Consider the following 20,672-nt stretch of genomic DNA (forward strand, 5'->3'; position numbering starts at 1 on the left):
GGCAGCCTTTACTGCGGCGGTGTGGCGGACACGGACAACTGTTCGCCAATGCTGAAGAAGCTGCCGCCGGCGATGTAGTGCAGGCTGCGCTTGTCATCATGGCCATCAAACTGCCAATGGCCGTCGTGCCAGACATCCGCGTCTGCCTTGGCGGCCAGCACTTCGCCGATGAACAGGTCGTAGTGCTGCTGGTTGTGCGGCTCGCTGATGATGCGGCATTCCAGGTAAGCAATACAGTCGGCGACATGCGGTGCGTTTACAGCCTCGCCCGGCAGTGCCGTCAAGTCGCACGCGGCAAACTTGTCCACTTCCTTTCCGCTGCAGCTGCCGGCCCGGAGCACCTGTTCGGCCTGCGCGCGGCAGGGGACATTCAGTACAAACTCACCGGAAGCCTCCATCAATTCACGGGTATGCGTGGCCTTGTCCACCACCACCAGCACCTTGGGCGGGTCGAAATCCAGCGGCATCGCCCAGGCGGCGGCCATTACGTTTTGCTGGCCGTCATGGGCGGAGGAAACCAGCACGGTAGGGCCGTGGTTGAGCAGGCGATAGCTTTTGGCCAGATCGACGGCAACTAGCTTTTGCATCGGACAGTCCTTCAGGTTGATCAGGCGCTGATTCTAGCAATATCCGTCACTGTGTGGCTTGCAAGCCGCTTTGGGCGTGTACAATGCCGCCAGTTAAACATTTAGCGGAAACAAAACCATGTCCAAGCGTAAGGAAGACGAACTCGATCCGGATACCATCGCCCTATTGCAGTGGTGTGCCGAAGTGGAAGCCCTGTTTGTTGCTGCCGGAGCCAAACCGGATGAGGCACAGCAGCAGATCGAGGAAAATGCCGAGTGGTTTACCGACATGTTCTTTGACGGCCTGAGCCCGGAAGAGGCAGCCAAGGCGGCGCTGAATTGAGTCGCGCCGCGCCTTGTTATGCAGTGCTGGACTTTGAAACCAGCGGGCTGTCGCCAGCCGTGGGTAGCCGGGTGACCGAAGTGGCGGTGGTGCTATGGCAGGACGGGCGCGAACTGGACAGCTACCAGAGCCTGATGAATGCCGGCGTGCGTGTGCCGGCAGAAATAGAGCGCCTGACCGGTATCAGCAATGCCATGCTGCGCACTGCACCGCCGGCCGCTACCGTGATGCGGGAGGTGGCTGACTTTGTCGGCAATATCCCGCTGGTGGCGCATAACGCTGCTTTCGACCGCAAGTTCTGGGATCACGAACTGAGCCTGCTGGGCCGGCAGCGGCAGCAAGATTTTGCCTGCACCCTGCTACTGGCACGCCGCCTGTTGCCACAGGCACCGGATCACAAGCTGGGTACGCTCACCCGCTGGGCCGGGCTGCCGGATGCTGGTCGTGCTCACCGCGCACTGGCCGATGCACGCATGGCGGCCCATCTGCTGCAGTACCTGCTGGAAACGGCCAGCCGCAAGCATGGAGCGCGCAGCTTGAGCCATCAGCAGCTTTGCCAGTTGCAGAAGGCAAGTGCCAGCAAGGTGGGTGACTTTTTTCGCCAGTCCGCATGAATGCTGGCTGCAGAGTGCCGCAACCCTTCAGGCTGAATTGACCTGTGGCCAAAACGAATTTTCCAGCAAGCAAACCGGACGGGATGAGATTGTCGGGCGGCAAGCCGCATCCCTAGACTGACGACCTGTATCGCCGCGCTTGTTTTCCTGAGCGATACGCATCTCATCCGGGAGTCTTCATGTCAAAAGGTATTGCAAAAGCCGTTCTGGCCAGTTATCTGACGCTTTCCTTGCTGTCATCTGCCGAGGCCTGTACCCGTGTGCTGTGGAATACCCAGCCCGGCTATCTGCTCAGTTCTCGCAACCTGGATTTTTTCGGGCCGGTCAGCCCCTCGCTGGTAGTCAGTCCGCGTGGTGTCAGCCGTGTTGGTGCCAGTGGGGATAATGCCGGGCAGGCGGTGCGCTGGACGGCACGTTATGGCAGCGTAGCCATCTACGCTGACAATGTCTTCCCCATGGATGGCATGAACGAAAAAGGCCTGGCGGCACATACCCTGTACTTTACCGGCGGGGCCGAGCAGCCCCAGCCAGGCAAGCCGGCCAAGCCGGTGCTGGAAAGCAGCCATTGGCTTAGCTTCATCCTGGATAACCACGCCACGGTAGCCGAAGCTGTCGCCGCCATCCGTGCGGTGCGGCTGGATCCCAAGCGCCTGCCCATCGACTATGCTTCGGATACCAAGCACATCGCCATTGAAGATGCCTCGGGTGATTCCGCCATCATCGAGATCGTCAAGGGAGAGACGGTGATTCACCATGGCCGGCAATTTACGGTGCTGACCAATCCTCCGGACTACGACACCATGCTCAAGGAGGAGAAGAAATACGCGGCGGCCAATTCCGATACCATCCCCACCGGCTGGCAGGCTGATGCCCGGCTGGTGCGGGCCAACTGGCTGCTCAAGTCACTGCCGCGCGCGGACAATGTCGAAGAGGCACGTGGTTTTTTGGCGTCCATCATGCACAGTGTGGCCATGCCTGTCGGCCTGATGGCAGACCCGCTAGACCTGGCCGTGGAAAAAGCTTATGAGCCTTATTCGCGCTATCCGGCAGAAAACCGCGGCGTGGGCACCTACTGGACCACTACCGCTGATCTCAGGAACCTGCGCTACAGCTTTCAGTCTGTTTCATCCCTGAGTCCGGTATGGCTGGATCTGCGGCAGTTCAACTTTGACAAGCTCAGGCAAACCAAGTCGATTGCACGCCTCAATCTGTATGGCAGCAAGGGCTGGGCTGGCGATGTGCGGCAGCAACTGCAGGTGGTTCCCGCCTTCAAGTAGCCAGGTGCCGGGCTGGCGCGGGCAAGGACTAAGCCTGCGCCTCAACTGTCAGCAGGTGCGGTGTGAACATGCCTTGTTCCAGTATCCTGATGCAGGCATCCACCACCGCGGGATCCAGCTGCCGGTCACGCATCAGCTGAATCTGGGCAATGGCCTGCTTGATGCCCAGTGCCGCGCGGTAGGGTCGGTCAGATGACATGGACTCGACAATATCGGCTACGGTGAGAATACGCGATTCCAGCAAAATGGCTTCGCCAGACAGGCCCAGCGGATAGCCGGAACCATCCAGGTATTCGTGGTGCTGGCGGATGATGTCGGCAATGGGCCAGGGGAAGTCGATGTTCTTCAGGATGTTGTAACCCACCTCGGGGTGGCGCTTGACCAGGGCAAATTCCACCGGATGCAAGCGGCTGGGCTTGCTGAGGATTTCCGCTGGCACCTCGATCTTGCCCAGATCATGTACCACACCACTCAGATACAGACCGCGCAGGCGCTGTTGCGGCAATCCCATTTCCTGGCCGATCAGCACAGCCAGTTCGGCCACGTGCTTCTGATGGCCGGCGGTGTAGGGGTCGCGCTGTTCCAGTACCGAGGCAATGGCAGCCAGCGCATTTTCCAGCGCATTCTCCAGTAGCTGTGCCTGGCTGGCTTGTTCCTGCAGCGATTGCTGGTAGGCCACGCGAGTGCGGCGTGACTGAATGCCAAACTGCACATTGCGGGTGAGTTCCTCGAACACCTGCACTTCGACGGGGCTGAAGGAGTGGGTTTCGCCGGCATACACCGCCAGTGCGCCGATCAGGTCTGGCCCGGCTATCAGCGGAATGGCCACGATGGCCTGCAGGCCAAAGGACCGGGCTGCGTCCTTCCATGGCTGGAAATCATGACTCTTTTGCAGCTGACTCAGTGAGATGGTGCTGCCCAGACGGATGCAGCGGGCAATCGGGCCTTGTCCTTCTGCCGTATGTTCATCCCAGTTGATTTCCAGCTGGCTGGCGTATGCCCTGGCATTACCGGCTGAAGATAGTATCTGCAGCCGGCTTTGCCGCACATTGTTCAGGCCGCAGATCAAGGCCAGCGGGTAGCGCTGGTCTGCCACGATGGCATCGCATACGGCCTGCAGCAGCTCCTGCTCTTCACTGGCCTGTACCAGGGCCTGATTGGTACGGCTGTTTGCCTGCAGCGCCCAGGCACGGCGCTGCATTTCATCATGGTCCTGCTTTTGCTGGGTGATGTCCTTGAAGATGGCAGTCAGCCCTATGCACTGGCCTGCTGCATCGAAAATGGGTGACTTGCTGGTTTCCAGCCAGTGCGGCTGGCCGTCCAGCATATAGGGCTCTTCCACGCGGATGGCCTTGCCACTGAGCATGACCTTGCGGTCATCTGCCTGATAGCAGGCGGCCAGCTCGGCCGGGAAGAAATCGTAGTCGGTCTTGCCGGCAACCGATTCGATGGCAATGCCCAGGTCATCGGCAAAGCGCTGGTTGCAGGTGATGAAAGTGGAATTCAAGTCCTTGATGATGACCCGGTCGGGCAATTGACGGATGACGGCCTGCAGGGTGTAGGCAGAGTGGGGTAGTGATGTGACGGGTGCATCCATGCTCAGTTTTTTCTTTTGCTGTCCGGCAATTCGTAGCCGTGCTCGGTAAAGAGCGCGAGGCAGGCATCCACTACCTGGCTATCGTAAACGCTGCCGCGATACTGTTTAAGTTGTGTCAATGCCTGCTCAAGCCCCAGCTGTCGACGGAAGGGGCGGTGTGACAGCATGGCTTCCATGCTGTCTGCTACGTGGATGATGCGCGCTTCCAGCAGGATGTCGTTGCCTGATAGCCCGCGCGGGTAGCCGCTACCATCCATGTTTTCGTGGTGCTGCCAGGCAATGTCGGCAATCGGCCAGGGGAAATGAATGTCCTTGAGAATCTCATGACTGGCTTCGGCATGCATTTTCACCAGTTCGAATTCTTCATGATTCAGGCGGCGCGGGCGGGTGAGGATTTCCGACGGAATCTGGATCTGGCCGATGTCATGCACCATGGCAGCCAGCCCCAGACCTTCCAGTCGGTGTTCGTCCAGTTGCAGTTTGCGGCCAATGGCAACGGCCAGGTCGCTGACGCGGACCTCATGGCCTGCAGTGCTCAGGTCGCGATGCACCATGGCCGCGGACAGGGCGCTGATGGCCTGGATCAGTGACTGGCGCAAGGACTCTTCGGCCGACTTGCGCGCGCTGATGTCGATGAAGGCCCCGATGATGCCGCCGATGCTGTTGTCTTCGTTGTAGAACAGGTCTTTTGCGTAAACGACATCCATCAGCTGCCCCTGCTTGCTGCGGATGACATATTCAAACAGCAAGGGCTGGCGGCTGGAAATCAGTTCGCCATCATTCTGGGTAAACATGCTGGCCAGTTCTGCCGGCCATACCTCAGCCGGGGTCTTGCCAATGATTTCTTCGGCCTGCATGCCCACCGTGCGGGTGAATGCCGGATTGCAGCCCAGATAGCGGCCAGTGGCGTCCTTGTAGAACACAGCAATCGGCATGGCATTGAGCAGGGCGGTACTGAAGCGCTGCGCCCGGTCGAGTTCTGCCTTGGCCTGATTGCGCTCGCGCTGCAGGGCCTCGGCCAGTTGTTCGCTGTCCTGGCAAAGTTTGATGGCGCGGGCCAGATTGGACAGGATGGGCGGAAAGACATGTTCCAGCGGCAAGTGCTGCAGCATGGCCTCCGGTGCCAGCAGCAGGATGGTGTAGTGCTGTTCCAGCGGCAGGCGCAAGCCGTACTGATAGCGTGACTGGCCGGTAAGTATGGCGAGCAGGGCTGGGTCGCAGGCTGCGTGTATATTGCGTCCCAGCAGCCCGGGCGGCAGGGCGATGTTTTGCCCGGCCTGTTGTTGCAAGTGATGGTCGCCAATGACTTTCAGTAGTTGTCCGCTGCTGGCATCCGGGCCGTCAGCATGACTGATTACCAACCCGACCGGGCAGCCGGTATGAAACAGCAACCGTTGCAGGACTTTGGTCAGCAGGCTGTCCACGGTCACTTCACGTCCGATGGTGAGTGACAGGTCGTAGAGCACGGCAAGCAGCTGGTCGCGGTTCATGACTGCTTCCACAGGCTGCAGATGATGCTGGCGTTGTGAAACAGCGGGTAGCCCCACTCCTGCAGACTACCGATTTCGCCCAGCGTCAGTGCGCCAAGCAAGGGTAGAGCCTGGCTGTTGGCTTGCAGCAGGCGGATTTCCGCCAGGGCAGCCGGGCCAAAGTGCATGTTACGGCCCGCGCAGTAAAAGGTAAGCAGCGGCTGATTGCTGATGTCACCATGGCGTTGCCGCAAGGTACCGAGCAGGTTGTCTACGCATTGTGTGCCAGGCGATTGCGGTGCCTGCAGCATGATCAGCATGGCGTTTTCCGGCACTTCGCCCACGCAGAAGACCGAGCCGTCATCTTCCAGTGCCACCGGAATGCGGATCAGCACCTGCTGGTTGGCCAGCATGATGCCCAGCGGAAAGTGCACGCCGAATGAGTAGAAATTATCCCGCGTCAGCTCCGCGCCAAACTGTTGTTTTACGATGTCCTGATAGGCAGTGAATGCGGGTTTCCAGTCGATCTGGAAAATGCGGTTGCTGGCAGTTGCCGTGGCGGTCATGCACTGTGCCGGCATGGGGTAGCCATGATTGAGCACCGGGTTGGTGCTTCCGGGAAGCAGCAGGCACAGTACGCCATGACCCAGGGTCTGGTATTGATCGAACAGGCAGTCTATGGGCTGGAAGCTTTCGCTGCCTGCATTGACGCCGCCATAAAATACCTGATCGGCCAGTTGCAGGTAGAGCTCGTCCAGAATGGAGGCTATGTCTGGCAGCATGCCGTCAAAAATCATGAACAGCGTCGGCTTGCCTTGTTTGGCTGGCCAGTGCTGCAGCATCTGCTCCACGCGCTGCGCCATGTGTCGGGCGGCATCGGCTGCGCCGTATTCGGGATTGATGCGCAACAGGGCCGGCTGGCAAGCTGCGGCATGTGGCAGCAGCCAGGCCCCGCCGGTCAGGAATCCCTGCTCGCCCAACAGTCTGGGGAAAATGCCGCCAGCCAGCGCTATGCCCAGGTGCAGGCAACTGGTTTGCAGTTGTTGCAGCTTGTCACTGTCGGATTCGGCCAGCAGGGCGAGCAGCTGCTGATTGGGGTTGGCTGTTTGCCATGCCTGCAGTTGCGCTTCCAGTTGTGTTGTTTCCAGCAGACTGTGCCAGGGTGGGGACATCAGCATTACTCTCAGTCATCGGGCGCATACGGTGCGCGATACCCTCATCATAAACGAGGGTATCGCGCATGCGGACCATTCCTGAGGTAAAAATTCCGCCAAATCTTGATCTGTGCCGCATTAAGCGCGGCCAACGGTCAGATTCAGGGTTCGCCGTGCAACTGGCCGGAGCGGGAGGGGCTAGCTTGCAGCCAGTTACGCAATAGCCGACTGCTGAGCGGGATGAACAGGAATACCATGACCGGCGTCAGCAGCAGGGTGCTGCACAGCACGCGCAATACCACCGGCAGGGTGGCCAGCGTATCACCCAGCAGCAGACTGAAGCACAGGGATACCGGGAAAAACACCAGCCAGATCATCACGGCCTGCTTCCAGCGCGGCGGTGTTTTCAGGCCAAACCAGTTATCCAGCCCAGCGGCGCAATGCACATGGCTGTGCTGGATCAGTCCGGCACCTTCGGCTAGCCAGGCCTGACGTTCTGGGCTGGCTGCCCAATGCTCCAGGCTGGCCTGGTCGACAAAGCGGAACAGGATTTGCCAGTTGTCATCGCCGGCAGGCGGCTGTAGCAGACCGGAGCCCAGAAATCCGTGGGCCTGACTGGCAAGAGCCTCACCGCGGCGTATCCACAAGTGAAAGTCGGCATGGCGTGCCGGGTTGATGCGTCTGCTTATCAGCAAGGTAAGCGGGGTGCTGGGTGTCATGGTCTGGCTCCTGCAGGCAAGTTCTGCTCACCCGGGGTGAGGGCGGCAGCTACGCCTCCGGGGTGCTGGAGGCGCTTCTGTCCTTATCAAAAGCAAGTGTCGTGCCTGGAATCATTATTTGCGCAGCAGCCGCAGGCCGTTGCCCACCACCAGCAGGCTGGCACCGACATCGGCAAATACTGCCATCCACATGCTGCCCATGCCCAGCAGAGTCAGCAGCAGGAAGATGGCCTTGATGCCCAGTGCCAGGGCAATGTTCTGCACCAGAATGGCGTGCGTGGCACGTGACAGGCGAACAAAATCGGGCAGCCGGGCCAGATTGTCTTCCATCAGCGCGACATCCGCTGTCTCGATGGCGGTGTCCGAGCCCATGGCCCCCATGGCAAAGCCGATATCCGCCTGCGCCAGCGCCGGCGCATCGTTGATGCCGTCCCCCACCATGCCGACCAGGCCTTCACCGGCCAGGCTGGCCAGGACATCGGCCTTGTCCTGCGGCAGCAGCTCGCCACGAGCCTGGTCCATGCCCACGCTGGCGGCCATGGCGCTGACGGTATGCTGGTTATCGCCGCTGAGCATGATGGTGCGAATGCCAAGCTGCTGCAGGGCGGCAATGGCGGCACGGCTATCCGGGCGCACGGTGTCGGCAACTGCAAACAGGGCCAGCACCTGGTCCTGGTCCAGCAGCAGCACCACGCTGTTGCCGCGCATTTGCTGTTGTTCCAGCAGGGCTTGCAGGCTAGCGGAGCCAAGTCCCTGCTGCTGTGCCAAGCGGTAATTGCCCAGCCACAGGGTGTGGCCGCTAATGTCCCCGCGAACGCCCAGGCCGGGCAGAGCAGCAAAATTGCTGACCTGTTGCAGGGTGATCTTGTCTTGTGCGGCGGCGCGCGCTACTGCCCGTGATGCAGGGTGGTCGGAGTGGCTGGCCAGGCTGGCAGCCAGGCTGCGGACATTGGCGGCATCACCCGGCACCAAAAGCTGCCAGCCGGTTTGTTCCGGTTTGCCGTGCGTGATGGTGCCGGTTTTGTCCAGCGCCAGCCAGCGCAGACGCCGACCTTGCTCCAGCCAGATGCCCCCCTTGATCAGAATGCCGCGCCGGGCCGCGGCAGCCAGGCCGCTGACCACGGTAACCGGGGTGGAAATCACCAGCGCGCAGGGGCAGGCAATCACCAGCAGCACCAGGGCCTTGTAGATCCAGTCCTGCCAGTTGCCGGCCCCCAGCAGGGGTGGCAGCACTGCCACCCCCAGTGCCAGCAGGAACACCACCGGCGTATAGATGCGGGCAAAACGGTCGACAAAGCGCTGGGTCGGTGCCTTGGCATCCTGTGCCTGTTCCACGGCATGGGTGATGCGGGCCAGCATGGTGTCACCCGCCAGTGCGTCCACCCGGTATTCGAAAGAGCCGCTTTCATTCAGCGTTCCGGCAAACACGCTGTCCCCAGGCTGCTTCTCCACCGGCATGCTTTCGCCGGTCATGGCGGACTGGTTGACGCTGGAGTGGCCACGGATGACTTCACCATCCAGCGCAATGCGCTCGCCTGGTGCCACCCGGGCAATGCTGCCAATGCGGATGTCTGCCAGCGCGGTGGCCTGCCAACTGCCATCTGCCTGCAATACGGTGGCCTGGGGTGGGCTCAGTTGCAGCAGGCTGTCGATGGCATGACGGGCACGGTCCAGTGAGCGAGCCTCTATGCGTTCTGCCAGGGTAAACAGCACCATCACCATGGCGGCTTCCGGCCATTGCTGCAGCAGCAGCGCGCCAGTGACGGCGATGCTCATCAGCGCATTGATGTTGAGGGTGAAATGGCGCAGGGCAATCCAGCCTTTTTTATAAGTGCTGATACCGCTGCCCAGAATGGCTGCCAGTGCCAGCGATGCTGCCAGCCATGCCGGAGCCTGCAGCCAGCCGGCAATTTCAGCTGCCAGTGCTGCGCTGCCGGCCAGTACCAGCGGCCACCACGCACTAGTCGGTTTGGTTGCCGAGGCAGGCTGCGTTTGCTTATCGGCTGTTTCCGGGGTGAAGCCCAGGCTGCTGATGGCAGCAAGAATAGCGGGCAGGACGGCGGGCTGGTGCGTTACGGTAAGCAGGCGCTGCATCAGGCGGAATTCCAGCGCCTCCACGCCGGGCAGGCTGGATAGCTGCTTGCGGATCAGCGCTTCCTCTGTGGGGCAGTCCATCTGCAAGATGCGGATAGGCGTATGCTGCAAGCCATCTCTGGTTTCAGCGGCAGCAGGAGCCTGCGCCGCATCCGGCATAGCCGTGCTGCAGCAGGCGGTTCCGGTTTCATGCGCGTGCGTTTTCTTGCGATAAGCCGGACCGGTTGGCGCTGGCTTGGTCTGAGCATGCTGGTGCGAGTGCTGCATATTGTTCTCCTGTGCGGCTTTGGCTTACAGTAAACACCTTGAAGCAGCTACAAGGTCAAGCGCGAAGAGGAGTAAACATGAAAATTGGTGATCTGGCCCAGCAGGCAGGCTGCACCACGGAAACTGTCCGCTTTTATGAAAAGGCAGGTTTGCTGCCGGCGGCAGACCGTGAGGCCAATAATTATCGCAGTTATGGTAGTCGGCATCTGGAGCGGCTGCGTTTTGTGCGCAATTGCCGGGCACTGGATATGACGCATGAGGAAATCCACCAGTTGCTGGAGCTGATGGCGGCTCCGGCAGCGGACTGTGGTGGGGTGAATCACTTGCTGGACGATCACATTCACCATGTCGATGCGCGCATTGCGGAGTTATTACAGCTCAAGCAGCAACTGGACGCGCTGCGTCAGCGCTGTCAACGCGAGCAGGCGGTGGATGCCTGCGGCATCCTGCAGGGCTTGGTAGAAATGGAGACGGTGTCCAGGCCGGAGCGTCACACCCATCTTGGTTGAGTGTGACGTCCTGTTTGCTGACTCATACCTGATACTGCGCCACGGTGTGCAATATCATTCTGGCTTGCTGATGCAGGTCGCGGGCGGCATCAGCTGAGCTGCCTGCGGCGGATGAGTTCTCTTCCGCCATCTGGGCAATCTGCTCTACACGCTGGGCAATGGTGGTACTGGTACTGGTCTGTTCGGCTATGCTGCTGGAAATGTCATGCACCAGCCCCATTGCCTGATGGGTGTTCGACTGGATCTGGTCGATAGCGGTGTTGGCCTCGCGTGCTCCGTCGGCTTCCCGGTTTGCGCGTTCCACTACTTGCTCCATGCTGCTGACAGCATTTTCCGTACCCTGCTGCATCTTGCTGATGACGCTGGAAATTTCGGTGGTGGACTTGGCTGTACGCTCCGCCAGCTTGCGTACCTCGTCAGCCACTACGGCAAAACCGCGGCCCATTTCACCGGCACGGGCAGCTTCGATGGCCGCATTGAGCGCCAGTAGATTGGTTTGCTCAGCAATGTCCTTGATGATCCCCATCACCGTGGCAATGGTCTGACTATCCTGTTTCAGTTGGCGGATATGGCTGGCCGCATCCTGCACCGAGGCGGAAACCTGGGTGATGCCGGCGACCGTAGCCATGATGACCTGACCCCCCTGGGTGGCCATGCTGCCGGCGGTGCTGGTCTGGTTGCTGGCTTCGGTTGCACGGTCGGAAACGTGGTTGATGCTGACGGTCATTTCCTCTATGGCGGCTGCCATGGCGGAGGCTGCCTCGCTTTGTACTTCGGAGCTGCGGGCGATCTGGGTGGTGTTGGCCGCCATGCCTTCTATGGCTTGATCCACGGTTTCCACGCTGCGGCGTATGTCCTGGAAGCTACTTTGCAGTTGTTGCAGCAGGGCATTGAATGCCTCGGCTGTTTCGCCCACTTCATCCTTGCGTTCCACTTTGACCCGCAGACGGAAGTCCAGTGACTGGCGCACATTCAGCATCACGTCACGTATTCCCAGCAGGCTGCTTTTGATGTGGCTGAACAGGCGTCCGCCCAGAATGGCGCATACCAGCAGGCAGGCCGCGATAATGGCAATGGACATGGAGATGGCTTGCTTGTAGGCCCTGGAGTTGTCGTCGGACAGCGTGGCGGCGAGATGGTAGTTGAACTGCATGTGATCGGCCAGGTTCTTGCTGAGTGCCGCGCTAGTGCTGCGCATCGGTCCGTTGAAAATGGCCTGTTCCGCCTCTTGCGTCTTGTGCTGGCGGGATAGCTGGAGCAAGGCATCACGGGAGATGCGGTAGTCCTGCATCAGCTTGCGGTCCTGCTCCAGCAGTTTGCGGTCTTCCTCACTGCCGATCAGGTCTTTCTGATAACGCGCCACCGCATCGTCAAACCGCTTGTCCTGGGTGCTGATGGCCTGCTGGTCTTTTTGCTTCTGTGCATCATCCTGGGCAATCACATGGCGGTAGGTGCCAGTGCGCATCAGAGTAAGTGCTTCCTGCATTTCGTCCAGTGCCGTAATGCTGGGGAAAGTATTTGCGTTCAGATACTCGAAACGGGTATTTGCCTGTTGCTGTTCATACAGGCCGAAGCCGCCGATTCCCAGCAGCGCCAGCAAGGCAATGCCCAGCGTCAGTGCCAGCCTTTGAGAAATGTTCATGATTACCCTCCCCGGTTTGATTACGTCCACCAAGCTTTTGGTTTGTTGATTTATAGCTTGGATGCATGAACAGGCAAGGCAGGGTGTGGAGGGGCGGGCATCGTGTTCAGCTGGCGGTGGCGCTGGCTACACCCCAGATGGCAAAGCCTTGAGCGTAGTGTGGGTCGATGTCGGGATAGTCCGGGTGGGCGGCCAGTAGACGCAGGCGCGTGCCACTGCGCTGCAGGCGGCGAACCAGCAACTCGCCGTCCAGAGCGGCCAGCACCAGGTTGCCATGTACCGGACTTGCCTGGCTGTCGATGTTCAGCAAGTGGCCGGCGTAGATGCCGACACCGCTCAGTGCGTGGTCCGGCATGGGCAGGGTAAAGTGGTTTTCGCAATTGACGGGGCAGGGGGCTGGCATGGCGGTGTGGTCCTGTATTGAACGGCTAAGTGATTATTTGAAATTGTACGTAATCAAAATAGCATAAGCAAGTTCATTGTTGACCGCTTGTCTTTCATGTCACGCGCCTATGGCCGCAAGATTGCGTGTGCATACCGGAAGCGCCCGGTTTGCCATGCGAGCGCAAATTTCCCTTGCTGGAGCAGGTGCTGGCTGGTTACCCTCTTGGTTTAACGCCATTTTTCATCATTTGCGGCGCAGGAGCCATGTATGACCAAACAACAACTCATTGCCATCCTTTCTGAAAAAACCGGTAGCAGCAAAGTCGATGTCCTGCGTTTCATGGATGCCCTGGAACAGACCATTCGTGAAGAGCTGGTCAATGGTGGTGAGCTGACTCTGGCCAGCACCGGCAAATTCAAGGTGAAAGACACCGCTGCCCGTAATGGGCGCAATCCCAAAACCGGCGAAACCGTGCTGATTCCGGCCAAGCGCAAGGTGGTATTCACGCCGATCAAAGCCCTGAAAGATGCGGTAGCGGGCTGATTGCCAATGTCGTACGCCGGCTGAATGCTGAAAAAGGATGCCAAGGCATCCTTTTTTTATGCATAAAGTATAATTTGCTTGTAAAGCTGGATTGTTGACTGAAACTGTTCAATAAATAAAGCGTTGTAACGTGGTCTTTCCGTCCAGGCGACCTTTTGATATTTCGGGGAGGGATATGAAGAGATTGAGGCCAGAATCTGTCTACCAATGCCGATATTGTGCAAGTTTCATTTTAAAATGCTCGTTGCATTTAAAATGGTATTGACGTGTCGTGGTGAAGCCGGGAACATGGCAGCCTGCCTGTGATGGTAAATTTCTGTCATGCCGGGCAGCAGTGTAGGGTTTTAAGCAATTATAAGAATAGGATTCTCCATGCGTACTCTCCGTTCCAGAATGCTTGCATTCGTCCTGATGATACTGGTGGCCATCTCGCTGCTGTTCTGCGGTGTGGCTTACTGGAAGATGAAAGAAGCCCTGCTGTCTTCCATTAGCGACCAGATCAGCCAGACAGCCAATAACAAGGTCAGTTTCATTACCGAATGGGTAAGCACCCGTCAGAATATCGTCGGCTCCGCCCTGCTGCACTTTACCGAGGGGGACATGAAGCCCATCCTCGATCAGTCGCAAGTAGCCGGCAAGCTGGATGATATGTATGTCGGTGAGCCCAGTAAGAAAATGACCCAATTCACCGGTTCCACTCCGGTGCCGCCGGGCTATGATCCGACCGGTCGCCCGTGGTACCTGGCAGCCAGCAATTCGCAGGAAGCCATTGCTACCCCGCCGTATATCGATGCAGCCACCAAGAAACCCATCATCACTTTCGCCAAGGCACTGCGCAAGGATGGCCAACTGGTGGCTGTGGCCGGTGGTGACGTTTCCCTGGCGCGTGTTGCCGATGAAGTGGTTTCTTCCAAGCTGCCGGGTGACGGTTTTGCCTTCCTGGTGACCGGGGATGGCTCGGTGATTGCCCATCCGGCCAAGGATTCGGGCATGAAGAAGATCGGCGAGGTGATGTCCGGCTTCGACCTTAACGGCATCAGCAAGGACGGTGCACTGCAAACTGTCACCATCAATGGCGAATCCAGCATGACCGCACTCTACCCGGTAGGCAAGACCGGTTGGTTGCTGGGCGTGGTGGTGCCGGTGGCTGCGGCAACTGTGTCCGTTACCCACCTGATCGAGCTGATGATCGGCGTGCTGATTGCCGGTGTGGTGGTTGTGGCCCTGCTGGCAACCGTTGGGGTGGCCCGCATGCTGTCCGGTCTGACCGAGCTGCGTGATGCCATGCGCAATGTGGCCAGCGGCGATGGTGACCTGACCCTGCATCTGCCGGTTCGCTCGCACGATGAAGTCGGTCAGATTGCCGAAGCCTTCAATGCCTTTGTGCACAAGCTGCACGGCATGTTTGTTTCCGTGCGCAACGACGCCGAAGCGCTGGCGCGTGATACTTCCGCCCTGCATCAGGCAGCCGAGAGCATTGCTTCCGATTCGCGCGTGCAGTCCAACGAGCTGTCCGCTACTGCAGCTACCATTGAGGAAATCACCGTCAGCATCAACCATATCGCCGATAATGCCGGCGAGACTGAAGTGCTGGTGGCCACCACTCGCGAAAACTCGGAAGACTCCTATCAGGCCATGGAGAAGGTGGCCAGCGAAGTGCAGTCCATCGTCCAGACCGTGGATGCGCTGCAAAGCGCCATGGGTGATCTGTCCTCCCATTCCGAGCAGATTCGCGGCATTGTCGCCGTGATCCGTGACATCGCCGACCAGACCAACCTGCTGGCACTGAATGCCGCCATCGAGGCCGCCCGTGCTGGTGAGCAGGGTCGTGGTTTTGCGGTAGTGGCCGACGAAGTGCGCAAGCTGGCGGAACGTACGGCCTCGGCAACGGTGGAAATCGCGCAGATGATCAATAGCGTGATGAGCCAGACCGAAGTGGCCATCGGCCATACCAGCAAGACCAATGAGCGCGTAGCCACCGGCGTGGCGCTGTCGCGAGAAGCCGCAGACAAGGTGGGCAAGATCAAGGCCAGCACCCACGATATCGCCGGTCGCATGTCGGAAATCACCAGCTCCACCAAGGAGCAGAGCACGGCTACCACAGTGATGGCGCAAAGTGCCGAGCGCATCAATGCCAAGGCGCTGGAAAGCGACGAGAACGTGCAGCGCATTCTGACCATCATCCAGGATCTGTCCCGTCGTGGCGGCGACCTGCGTGCGCTGGTGTCGCAGTTCAAGCTGTAAACGCGCAAACAGCACGCTGGTGCTGTAGCCCGCAACAAAAAGCCCCCGTTTTTCGGGGGCTTTTTCGTGGTTGCCTGCGACAAGGGCGGTGACAGGAAGCTGAGTCAACTGCGCCGGTTTCATCCCGGATGTGTAGGCGGCAATTGATTGTCGTCGGCGTAAGCCTGGTGGATCTTCAGAATTTCCGGTAGTGCTTTCTTGAAGGCGGGAATCAGTTGCGGGTCGAAATGCGATCCTACCTGGGCGTACATGTAATCCAGTGCTTCTTCCAGCGGCAACGCCAGCTTGTACGGACGCACCGACAGCAGGGCGTCAAATACATCGGCAATGGCCACGATGCGGCCTACCAGCGGAATGGCCGCGCCACGCAGGCCATAGGGGTAGCCGCTGCCATCCCAGCGCTCATGGTGAGTCAGGGCGATGGTGCGGGCGGTTTGCAGCAGTTCGTCTTCATGGTTGCCGATGATGTCAGCCCCCATCAGTGGATGCTGTTTCATCAAGTCCCACTCGCTGCTATCCAGCTTGCCCGGCTTGAGCAGGATGTGATCGGGGATGCCGATCTTGCCGATATCGTGCATCGGCGCCGCCAGCTGCAGGATTTCCTGTGCCTTGTCACCCAAGCCGGCTACTTCGGCAATCAGGCGCGAGGCGTGCGCCATGCGGATGACGTGATTGCCGGTTTCGTTGTCCTTGAATTCGGCAGCACGGCCCAGGCGCTGGATGATTTGCTGACGCGATGTCAGCAGCTCGCGCGTGCGCTGCGCCACCATGCGTTCCAGTTCGCGGGTCTGGTCGTACAGTGCCAGATGGGTGCGTACCCGGGCTTTTACCACCGGTGGGCTGATGGGTTTGGTGATGTAGTCTACCGCTCCGATTTCCAGCCCCAGTCTTTCATCATCCACCGAGCACATGGCGGTGACGAAAATCACCGGAATATGCTGGCGATCCGGGTTGGCTTTCAGCCGGCGGCATACTTCGTGGCCACTGAGCCCGGGCATCATCACGTCCAGCAGGATCAGGTCCGGCGGCGCATCGGAATACGCTATCTTCAGCGCCTTCTCGCCGTTGGGGGCCACCTTGATTGCATATTCGTCTTCCAGGATGGCGGCCAGCAGTTCGATATTTTCCGGTACGTCATCGGCAATCAGGATGCTCTGGCGCTGTCTGAGATCGGCCATGGTGGTGTGCTTTCTGGTGGCTACTGTATTGTCAGGTTCAGTTGCAGGCGTGTGGCCAGCTGCTCCAGCTGTTGCAGCGCTGCATCGTATTCGTATTGTGCTGCCAGACGTGATACTTGTTGCGCGGCATCAGCCTCTGCATGGCCGGCCAGGGCGTGGTAGAGCAGGGTGGCAGTGCGGCTGGCCTTGATGTCGTTGTCTTGTAGCTGAGCCGCCAGGGTGCTGATCAACTGTCTGCTGTCTTCCGGCGGCGTGCTGCTTGCAAGCTCCGTCGGGGCTTGTTCTTCTTCCAGATGGGCCAGCAGCAGTTGCAGTTGTTGTTGCAGGCGGGTAACGGCCTCTTCCTGCTGAACGGCATCGCCATCCAGATGATATTCCAGATGACGGCAGGCCGCGGCCAGCGCATCAGCCCCGATATTGCCGGCCAGCCCCTTCAGATTGTGGACAATGCGTCGAGCGCTGTCGCCTTCTCCTTTGGCCATTGCCTGCTGCAGACGCAGCACGGCATCGCGCTCGCGCTCCTGGAAGCGGCTTAGCAGGCGGGTGTACAAGGTTTGGTCGCCCCCCATGCGCAGCAGGGCGGTATTGCGATCCAGCAGGGTGCTGCCGGGGGGGTGTGGCTGCGGATTATTGCCGCTGCCGGGCAAAGCTTGCGGCAATCCTGGTCGCAGATGGCGCAGCAAGGTGGCATAGAACACCTGGATGTCGATGGGCTTGGCAATGTAATCATCCATGCCGGCATCCAGGCAGCGCTGCTCTTCGCCTGCCATGACATTGGCAGTCATGGCCACGATCTTGCAAGCGGCATGCGCCGGCAGAAGGCGCAGCTGGCGGGTGGCTTCCAGTCCGTCCATTACCGGCATCTGGCAGTCCATCAGCAATAGCTGGTAGTCCTGCTTGCCTGCCATTTCCACCGCTTCAGCGCCGTTCTCTGCCAGATCTGCCTGAATGCCAACCTGACGCAGCAGTTCCAGTGCCACTTCCTGATTGGTCTGATTGTCTTCCACCAGCAGTACGCGACAGTTTTGCAGCAACTGCTTTAGCTGTGGCAGATCCAGCCGCGGAGCACTGCTGCTGTGAGTGAGTGCCGGCTGGTGACGGCAGGCAGTGTGGATGGCATCCAGCAGCGTGGAAAAAGTGGCGGGCTTGTCGAGAATGCCGTCAACCGGGGTTTGTCCTAGCGCCTGTGTCAGGCTATCGCTGTCGTGGGCGGTGGCCAGCAGGCAGGCCGGTGTGGGCAGCACCGGGCGGGCCTGGATGTACTGCAGCGTTTCCACGCCATCCATACCCGGCATTTTCCAGTCTATCAGTGCCAGCTGGTAGGGCCTGCCGGCATCATGCGCCTGCTGCAGGGCCAGCAGGGCGGCCGGGCCACTGTCCACCGCGTCGGCTTCCAGCTGCAGGGCCTGCAGCATGTGGACAAATACTTCGCGGGCGGCGGCATTGTCATCCACCACCAGCGCGCGCATGCCGCGAATATCCGGCAGGGTGCTGAGCTGCACGGGCTGCGATTGTGCCTTGCCAAGCCTGCAGGTGAAGCTGAAGCTGCTGCCTGCGCCGGGAGTGCTGCTGACCGTGATGTCGCCGTGCATGAGTTCGACAATGTGTTTGCAGATGCTCAGCCCCAGCCCGGTGCCGCCGTAACGGCGGGTGGTGGAGCTGTCGGCCTGGGCAAAGGCATGGAAGACGTTTTCCTGCTCGGCCTGACTCATGCCGATGCCGGTATCACGTACTTCGAAGCTTAACAGCAGCTGTTCAGCGTCTTCGGCTTCCAACCGTACGGCAAGCGTGATTTCGCCGTGTTCGGTGAACTTGACGGCATTGCCTACCAGATTGTTGAGTACCTGCCCCAGCCGCAGCGGGTCGCCGATCAGCCGTGGCGGCACATCGGTGGCAATGTCAAACAGCAGTTCCAGACCCTTGTCACGCACCCGCAGCGCTACCAGATCGGCCACTTGGCTGATGACATCTTCCAGCATGAAGTCGGTTTGCTCGCAACTGAGCTTGCCGGCTTCGATCTTGGAGAAGTCCAGAATGTCGTTGATCAGGCCCAAGAGGCCGTTGGCGGCAATATGTACTTTGTCCAGATAATTGCGCTGCTGCGGGTTGAGGCTGGTTTGCAAGGCCAGTTGGGTCATGCCGATGACGGCGTTCATCGGGGTGCGGATTTCATGGCTCATATTAGCCAGAAAATCTGCCTTGGCACGGGTGGCAGCCTCGGCAATGCGGCGCGCTTCGCGGGCATCCTGCTCTGCGGTCTTGAGTGCGCTAACATCTACGATCATGCCGATCAAGCCGCCTGGTGTGCTGTCCTGATGGCGAAAGCCGGTAACCGAGTACAGCACATGATGTAGCTGACCATCGGCAAAGGGCAGCTGTTCTTCGCGTGCGATCCGGCTGCAGTTGGCAATGACGGCTTCGTCTTCCTGCTGGTAGTGCTGGCGGTCAGCCAGTGGCAGATAGTCGAGGTCCAGTACGCGCTTGCCGATGAAGTCGCGCCGATTAACGCCAAATGCCTGCTCGTAAGCCTGGTTGCAACCAATGAAGCGACCGTCTTCGCCCTTGTAGAAAATCGGGTTGGGAATGATGTCCAACAGGGCTTCGACCAGCGCCACCTGGTGCAGCAGGGCGCTGGTGCGCTCGGAAACCTTTAGCTCCAGCTGGCTGCGTGCATGCTGCAACTCGGTGGTGCTGGTTTGCAGTTGCTGGCGCATCTGCTCCTGGGCGGCAGCCAGCTGGCTGATTTCCTGCCATGGGGCCTGCAGTGCTGCCTGGCTGACCGGCACGGCCAGTTCCAGCCGGCCAATGCGCGCACTTTCATCCGCCAGTTGCTGCAGTGGCAGGGCAAAACGCCGGGCCGTGCGCAGGGCGACCACGCCGCCGCATACCAGTGCGGCAAGTGTAATCAGCAGCAATAGCAGGATGTCGCCAGTGCTGCCGGGCAGAAAGGCAGATTGTGGAGCAATCACCCCTATCCACAGTGTCTGCTGGCCAAAGCGCATGGGCTGAAACAGGCTGAACCAGTCCTGGTCAGTCGCATTTTGCCGGCTGGCATGGCCGGTCTGCTGCTTGCGTCGCTGCCAGTGCTGGTAGCCATGTGACAGCGGGCCATCCTTGATGGTGGCCAGCGGTCGCAGCAGCAGTGCACTTTGTTGCTGTCTGTCGGTAAAGGGCAGGGCTAGCAGACGGCCATTGTCATCCAGCAGGGCCAGGGTTTTCTGGTGCTCGGCGGGCAGGCTGCCGGCGTAACTGGCGAGGCTGCTAAGGTTGACATCATGGCCGATGACAAAGCGGCTGCCGTCGCTGGCAGTCCAGCGGCTAACGGCTGTCAGGCCGGTCTGGCGAGTGGTGTAAAAGGTATATGGTGCGGTCCAGTACAAGCTGCTGTCGCTAGCAAGCGCCATGGCTCCCCTGAACCAGGGCCGCTGGCGGGCATCGTAATCCTGCTGCCGGGTTTCATGGCGGATCAGCCTGCGCTGGCGGTCCCAGTAGAACCAGTAGGTGGTGTGGCCCCAGTGGACCGGGTCACTCAGGCGGTTTACCCAGCCGCCATCGGCATTGTGCAGCAACAGGATTTCACGGCCCGATTCATGTGCCATGTTGACCGAGGCGATCTCGCCATGGTTTTCGATGATGGGAAAGAAGAACTCGTTGAAGCGTTGCAGCTGCTGCTTGTCTGTCAGCCACTCGGTGTTGCTGTTCCATTGGCTGCTACGGCCCCAGGCCTGGCTGGTGCGCAGCGTGTCTTCAACGCTGCCCAGCAAATTGCGGGTACGGGCTTCCAGTTGCTGGGCGGAAACCTGCATTTCCGATTGGGCCAGGCTGTCGACCGTGCTCTGGACTATCAGGTGGTAACAGCCAAAGGCAAATACGGTCAGTGACAGCAGGATGAGTCCGCACATGCGCAGGACCATGCTGCTGGCGAATGTCTTTTTCAATCAGCGCTCCAATACCGGCGTACTGTGCTGTGCTGCTGTGGGGGAATGTTTCTTGCTGACCTGGTTTGGTCCGGAAAGGCTTGAGCTGGCGACTTCCGGGCAGGTTGAATGATATTAACATGCTGGAAATCGC

16 protein-coding genes are annotated in these 20,672 nt (G+C 59.7%); 6 read left to right on the plus strand and 10 right to left on the minus strand.

What is annotated here, in order from left to right:
• Nucleotides 1–8 precede the first annotated feature (8 nt).
• The gene (locus GSR16_RS09045; protein ID WP_159876600.1) at nucleotides 9–587 is read right to left on the minus strand and encodes a flavin reductase family protein; all 579 of its coding nucleotides are present in this window, start codon (nucleotides 585–587) and stop codon (nucleotides 9–11) included.
• A gap of 118 nt (nucleotides 588–705) precedes the next feature.
• Here GSR16_RS09045 and GSR16_RS09050 point away from each other — a divergent pair, with 118 nt between their 5' ends.
• The 3 genes from GSR16_RS09050 (at nucleotide 706) to GSR16_RS09060 (ending at nucleotide 2,800) form a co-directional block, all read left to right on the plus strand.
• Nucleotides 706–909: a hypothetical protein gene (locus GSR16_RS09050; RefSeq protein WP_045844807.1), complete on the plus strand. Its 204-nt coding sequence runs from the start codon at nucleotides 706–708 to the stop codon at nucleotides 907–909.
• The gene (locus tag GSR16_RS09055; protein ID WP_159876602.1) at nucleotides 906–1,523 is read left to right on the plus strand and encodes a 3'-5' exonuclease; all 618 of its coding nucleotides are present in this window, start codon (nucleotides 906–908) and stop codon (nucleotides 1,521–1,523) included. The genes GSR16_RS09050 and GSR16_RS09055 overlap by 4 nt, the downstream gene beginning before the upstream one ends.
• A gap of 179 nt (nucleotides 1,524–1,702) precedes the next feature.
• Complete coding sequence (locus GSR16_RS09060) at nucleotides 1,703–2,800, plus strand: linear amide C-N hydrolase (RefSeq protein ID WP_159876604.1); 1,098 nt, start codon at nucleotides 1,703–1,705, stop codon at nucleotides 2,798–2,800.
• 28 nt (nucleotides 2,801–2,828) lie between these two features.
• On the opposite strand, the gene GSR16_RS09065 is transcribed toward GSR16_RS09060, so the two are convergent.
• The 5 genes from GSR16_RS09065 to GSR16_RS09085 all read right to left on the minus strand — a co-directional run bounded on the left by GSR16_RS09065 (nucleotide 2,829) and on the right by GSR16_RS09085 (nucleotide 10,100).
• Nucleotides 2,829–4,397, minus strand: coding sequence for an HD domain-containing phosphohydrolase (locus GSR16_RS09065; protein WP_159876607.1), 1,569 nt, complete (start codon nucleotides 4,395–4,397; stop codon nucleotides 2,829–2,831).
• A gap of 2 nt (nucleotides 4,398–4,399) precedes the next feature.
• Complete coding sequence (locus GSR16_RS09070) at nucleotides 4,400–5,887, minus strand: HD domain-containing phosphohydrolase (protein WP_159876609.1); 1,488 nt, start codon at nucleotides 5,885–5,887, stop codon at nucleotides 4,400–4,402.
• Nucleotides 5,884–7,038, minus strand: coding sequence for an FIST signal transduction protein (locus GSR16_RS09075; RefSeq protein ID WP_159876611.1), 1,155 nt, complete (start codon nucleotides 7,036–7,038; stop codon nucleotides 5,884–5,886). The genes GSR16_RS09070 and GSR16_RS09075 overlap by 4 nt, the downstream gene beginning before the upstream one ends.
• 143 nt (nucleotides 7,039–7,181) lie before the next feature.
• Nucleotides 7,182–7,739: an antibiotic biosynthesis monooxygenase gene (locus tag GSR16_RS09080; RefSeq protein WP_159876614.1), complete on the minus strand. Its 558-nt coding sequence runs from the start codon at nucleotides 7,737–7,739 to the stop codon at nucleotides 7,182–7,184.
• Nucleotides 7,740–7,853: 114 nt separating this feature from the next.
• Nucleotides 7,854–10,100 (minus strand): heavy metal translocating P-type ATPase, encoded by a 2,247-nt coding sequence (locus tag GSR16_RS09085; RefSeq protein ID WP_159876616.1) that lies wholly within the window; start codon nucleotides 10,098–10,100, stop codon nucleotides 7,854–7,856.
• A 77-nt stretch (nucleotides 10,101–10,177) separates the two neighbouring features.
• Between GSR16_RS09085 and cadR the strand changes: the two genes are divergently transcribed.
• Nucleotides 10,178–10,609 (plus strand): Cd(II)/Pb(II)-responsive transcriptional regulator, encoded by a 432-nt coding sequence (gene cadR, locus GSR16_RS09090; RefSeq protein ID WP_159876618.1) that lies wholly within the window; start codon nucleotides 10,178–10,180, stop codon nucleotides 10,607–10,609.
• A gap of 22 nt (nucleotides 10,610–10,631) precedes the next feature.
• On the opposite strand, the gene GSR16_RS09095 is transcribed toward cadR, so the two are convergent.
• Together GSR16_RS09095 and GSR16_RS09100 are read right to left on the minus strand one after the other, a co-directional pair.
• Nucleotides 10,632–12,251, minus strand: coding sequence for a methyl-accepting chemotaxis protein (locus GSR16_RS09095; RefSeq protein WP_159876620.1), 1,620 nt, complete (start codon nucleotides 12,249–12,251; stop codon nucleotides 10,632–10,634).
• A 106-nt stretch (nucleotides 12,252–12,357) separates the two neighbouring features.
• Entirely contained in the window at nucleotides 12,358–12,654 is a 297-nt protein-coding gene (locus GSR16_RS09100) for a LexA family protein (RefSeq protein WP_159876623.1), read from the minus strand.
• 249 nt (nucleotides 12,655–12,903) lie between these two features.
• Between GSR16_RS09100 and GSR16_RS09105 the strand changes: the two genes are divergently transcribed.
• Both GSR16_RS09105 and GSR16_RS09110 read left to right on the plus strand, forming a co-directional pair.
• Nucleotides 12,904–13,179, plus strand: coding sequence for an HU family DNA-binding protein (locus GSR16_RS09105; protein WP_089083341.1), 276 nt, complete (start codon nucleotides 12,904–12,906; stop codon nucleotides 13,177–13,179).
• Nucleotides 13,180–13,551: 372 nt separating this feature from the next.
• Nucleotides 13,552–15,423 (plus strand): methyl-accepting chemotaxis protein, encoded by a 1,872-nt coding sequence (locus tag GSR16_RS09110; protein WP_159876625.1) that lies wholly within the window; start codon nucleotides 13,552–13,554, stop codon nucleotides 15,421–15,423.
• A gap of 119 nt (nucleotides 15,424–15,542) precedes the next feature.
• Here the strand turns inward: GSR16_RS09110 and GSR16_RS09115 are convergent, their stop codons facing one another.
• Together GSR16_RS09115 and GSR16_RS09120 are read right to left on the minus strand one after the other, a co-directional pair.
• Nucleotides 15,543–16,601 carry a response regulator gene (locus tag GSR16_RS09115; RefSeq protein WP_159876628.1) on the minus strand — a complete coding sequence of 353 codons (1,059 nt, stop codon included), beginning with the start codon at nucleotides 16,599–16,601 and terminating at the stop codon, nucleotides 15,543–15,545.
• A 20-nt stretch (nucleotides 16,602–16,621) separates the two neighbouring features.
• The gene (locus tag GSR16_RS09120) at nucleotides 16,622–20,539 is read right to left on the minus strand and encodes a response regulator (protein WP_159876631.1); all 3,918 of its coding nucleotides are present in this window, start codon (nucleotides 20,537–20,539) and stop codon (nucleotides 16,622–16,624) included.
• Nucleotides 20,540–20,672 lie beyond the last annotated feature (133 nt).

The sequence above is a fragment of the Aquitalea denitrificans genome (assembly GCF_009856625.1).
In the GTDB taxonomy this organism is placed as follows: Bacteria; Pseudomonadota; Gammaproteobacteria; order Burkholderiales; family Chromobacteriaceae; genus Aquitalea; species Aquitalea denitrificans.

Excerpts from the sequence above, each read along its gene's own strand:
- GSR16_RS09045 (WP_159876600.1), bottom strand. The coding sequence starts at position 587 with ATGCAAAAGCTAGTTGCCGTCGATCTGGCCAAAAGCTATCGCCTGCTC.
- GSR16_RS09050 (WP_045844807.1), top strand. The coding sequence starts at position 706 with ATGTCCAAGCGTAAGGAAGACGAACTCGATCCGGATACCATCGCCCTA.
- GSR16_RS09060 (WP_159876604.1), top strand. The coding sequence starts at position 1,703 with ATGTCAAAAGGTATTGCAAAAGCCGTTCTGGCCAGTTATCTGACGCTT.
- GSR16_RS09065 (WP_159876607.1), bottom strand. The coding sequence starts at position 4,397 with ATGGATGCACCCGTCACATCACTACCCCACTCTGCCTACACCCTGCAG.
- GSR16_RS09070 (WP_159876609.1), bottom strand. The coding sequence starts at position 5,887 with ATGAACCGCGACCAGCTGCTTGCCGTGCTCTACGACCTGTCACTCACC.
- GSR16_RS09075 (WP_159876611.1), bottom strand. The coding sequence starts at position 7,038 with ATGTCCCCACCCTGGCACAGTCTGCTGGAAACAACACAACTGGAAGCG.
- GSR16_RS09080 (WP_159876614.1), bottom strand. The coding sequence starts at position 7,739 with ATGACACCCAGCACCCCGCTTACCTTGCTGATAAGCAGACGCATCAAC.
- GSR16_RS09085 (WP_159876616.1), bottom strand. The coding sequence starts at position 10,100 with ATGCAGCACTCGCACCAGCATGCTCAGACCAAGCCAGCGCCAACCGGT.
- cadR (WP_159876618.1), top strand. The coding sequence starts at position 10,178 with ATGAAAATTGGTGATCTGGCCCAGCAGGCAGGCTGCACCACGGAAACT.
- GSR16_RS09095 (WP_159876620.1), bottom strand. The coding sequence starts at position 12,251 with ATGAACATTTCTCAAAGGCTGGCACTGACGCTGGGCATTGCCTTGCTG.
- GSR16_RS09100 (WP_159876623.1), bottom strand. The coding sequence starts at position 12,654 with ATGCCAGCCCCCTGCCCCGTCAATTGCGAAAACCACTTTACCCTGCCC.
- GSR16_RS09105 (WP_089083341.1), top strand. The coding sequence starts at position 12,904 with ATGACCAAACAACAACTCATTGCCATCCTTTCTGAAAAAACCGGTAGC.
- GSR16_RS09110 (WP_159876625.1), top strand. The coding sequence starts at position 13,552 with ATGCGTACTCTCCGTTCCAGAATGCTTGCATTCGTCCTGATGATACTG.
- GSR16_RS09115 (WP_159876628.1), bottom strand. The coding sequence starts at position 16,601 with ATGGCCGATCTCAGACAGCGCCAGAGCATCCTGATTGCCGATGACGTA.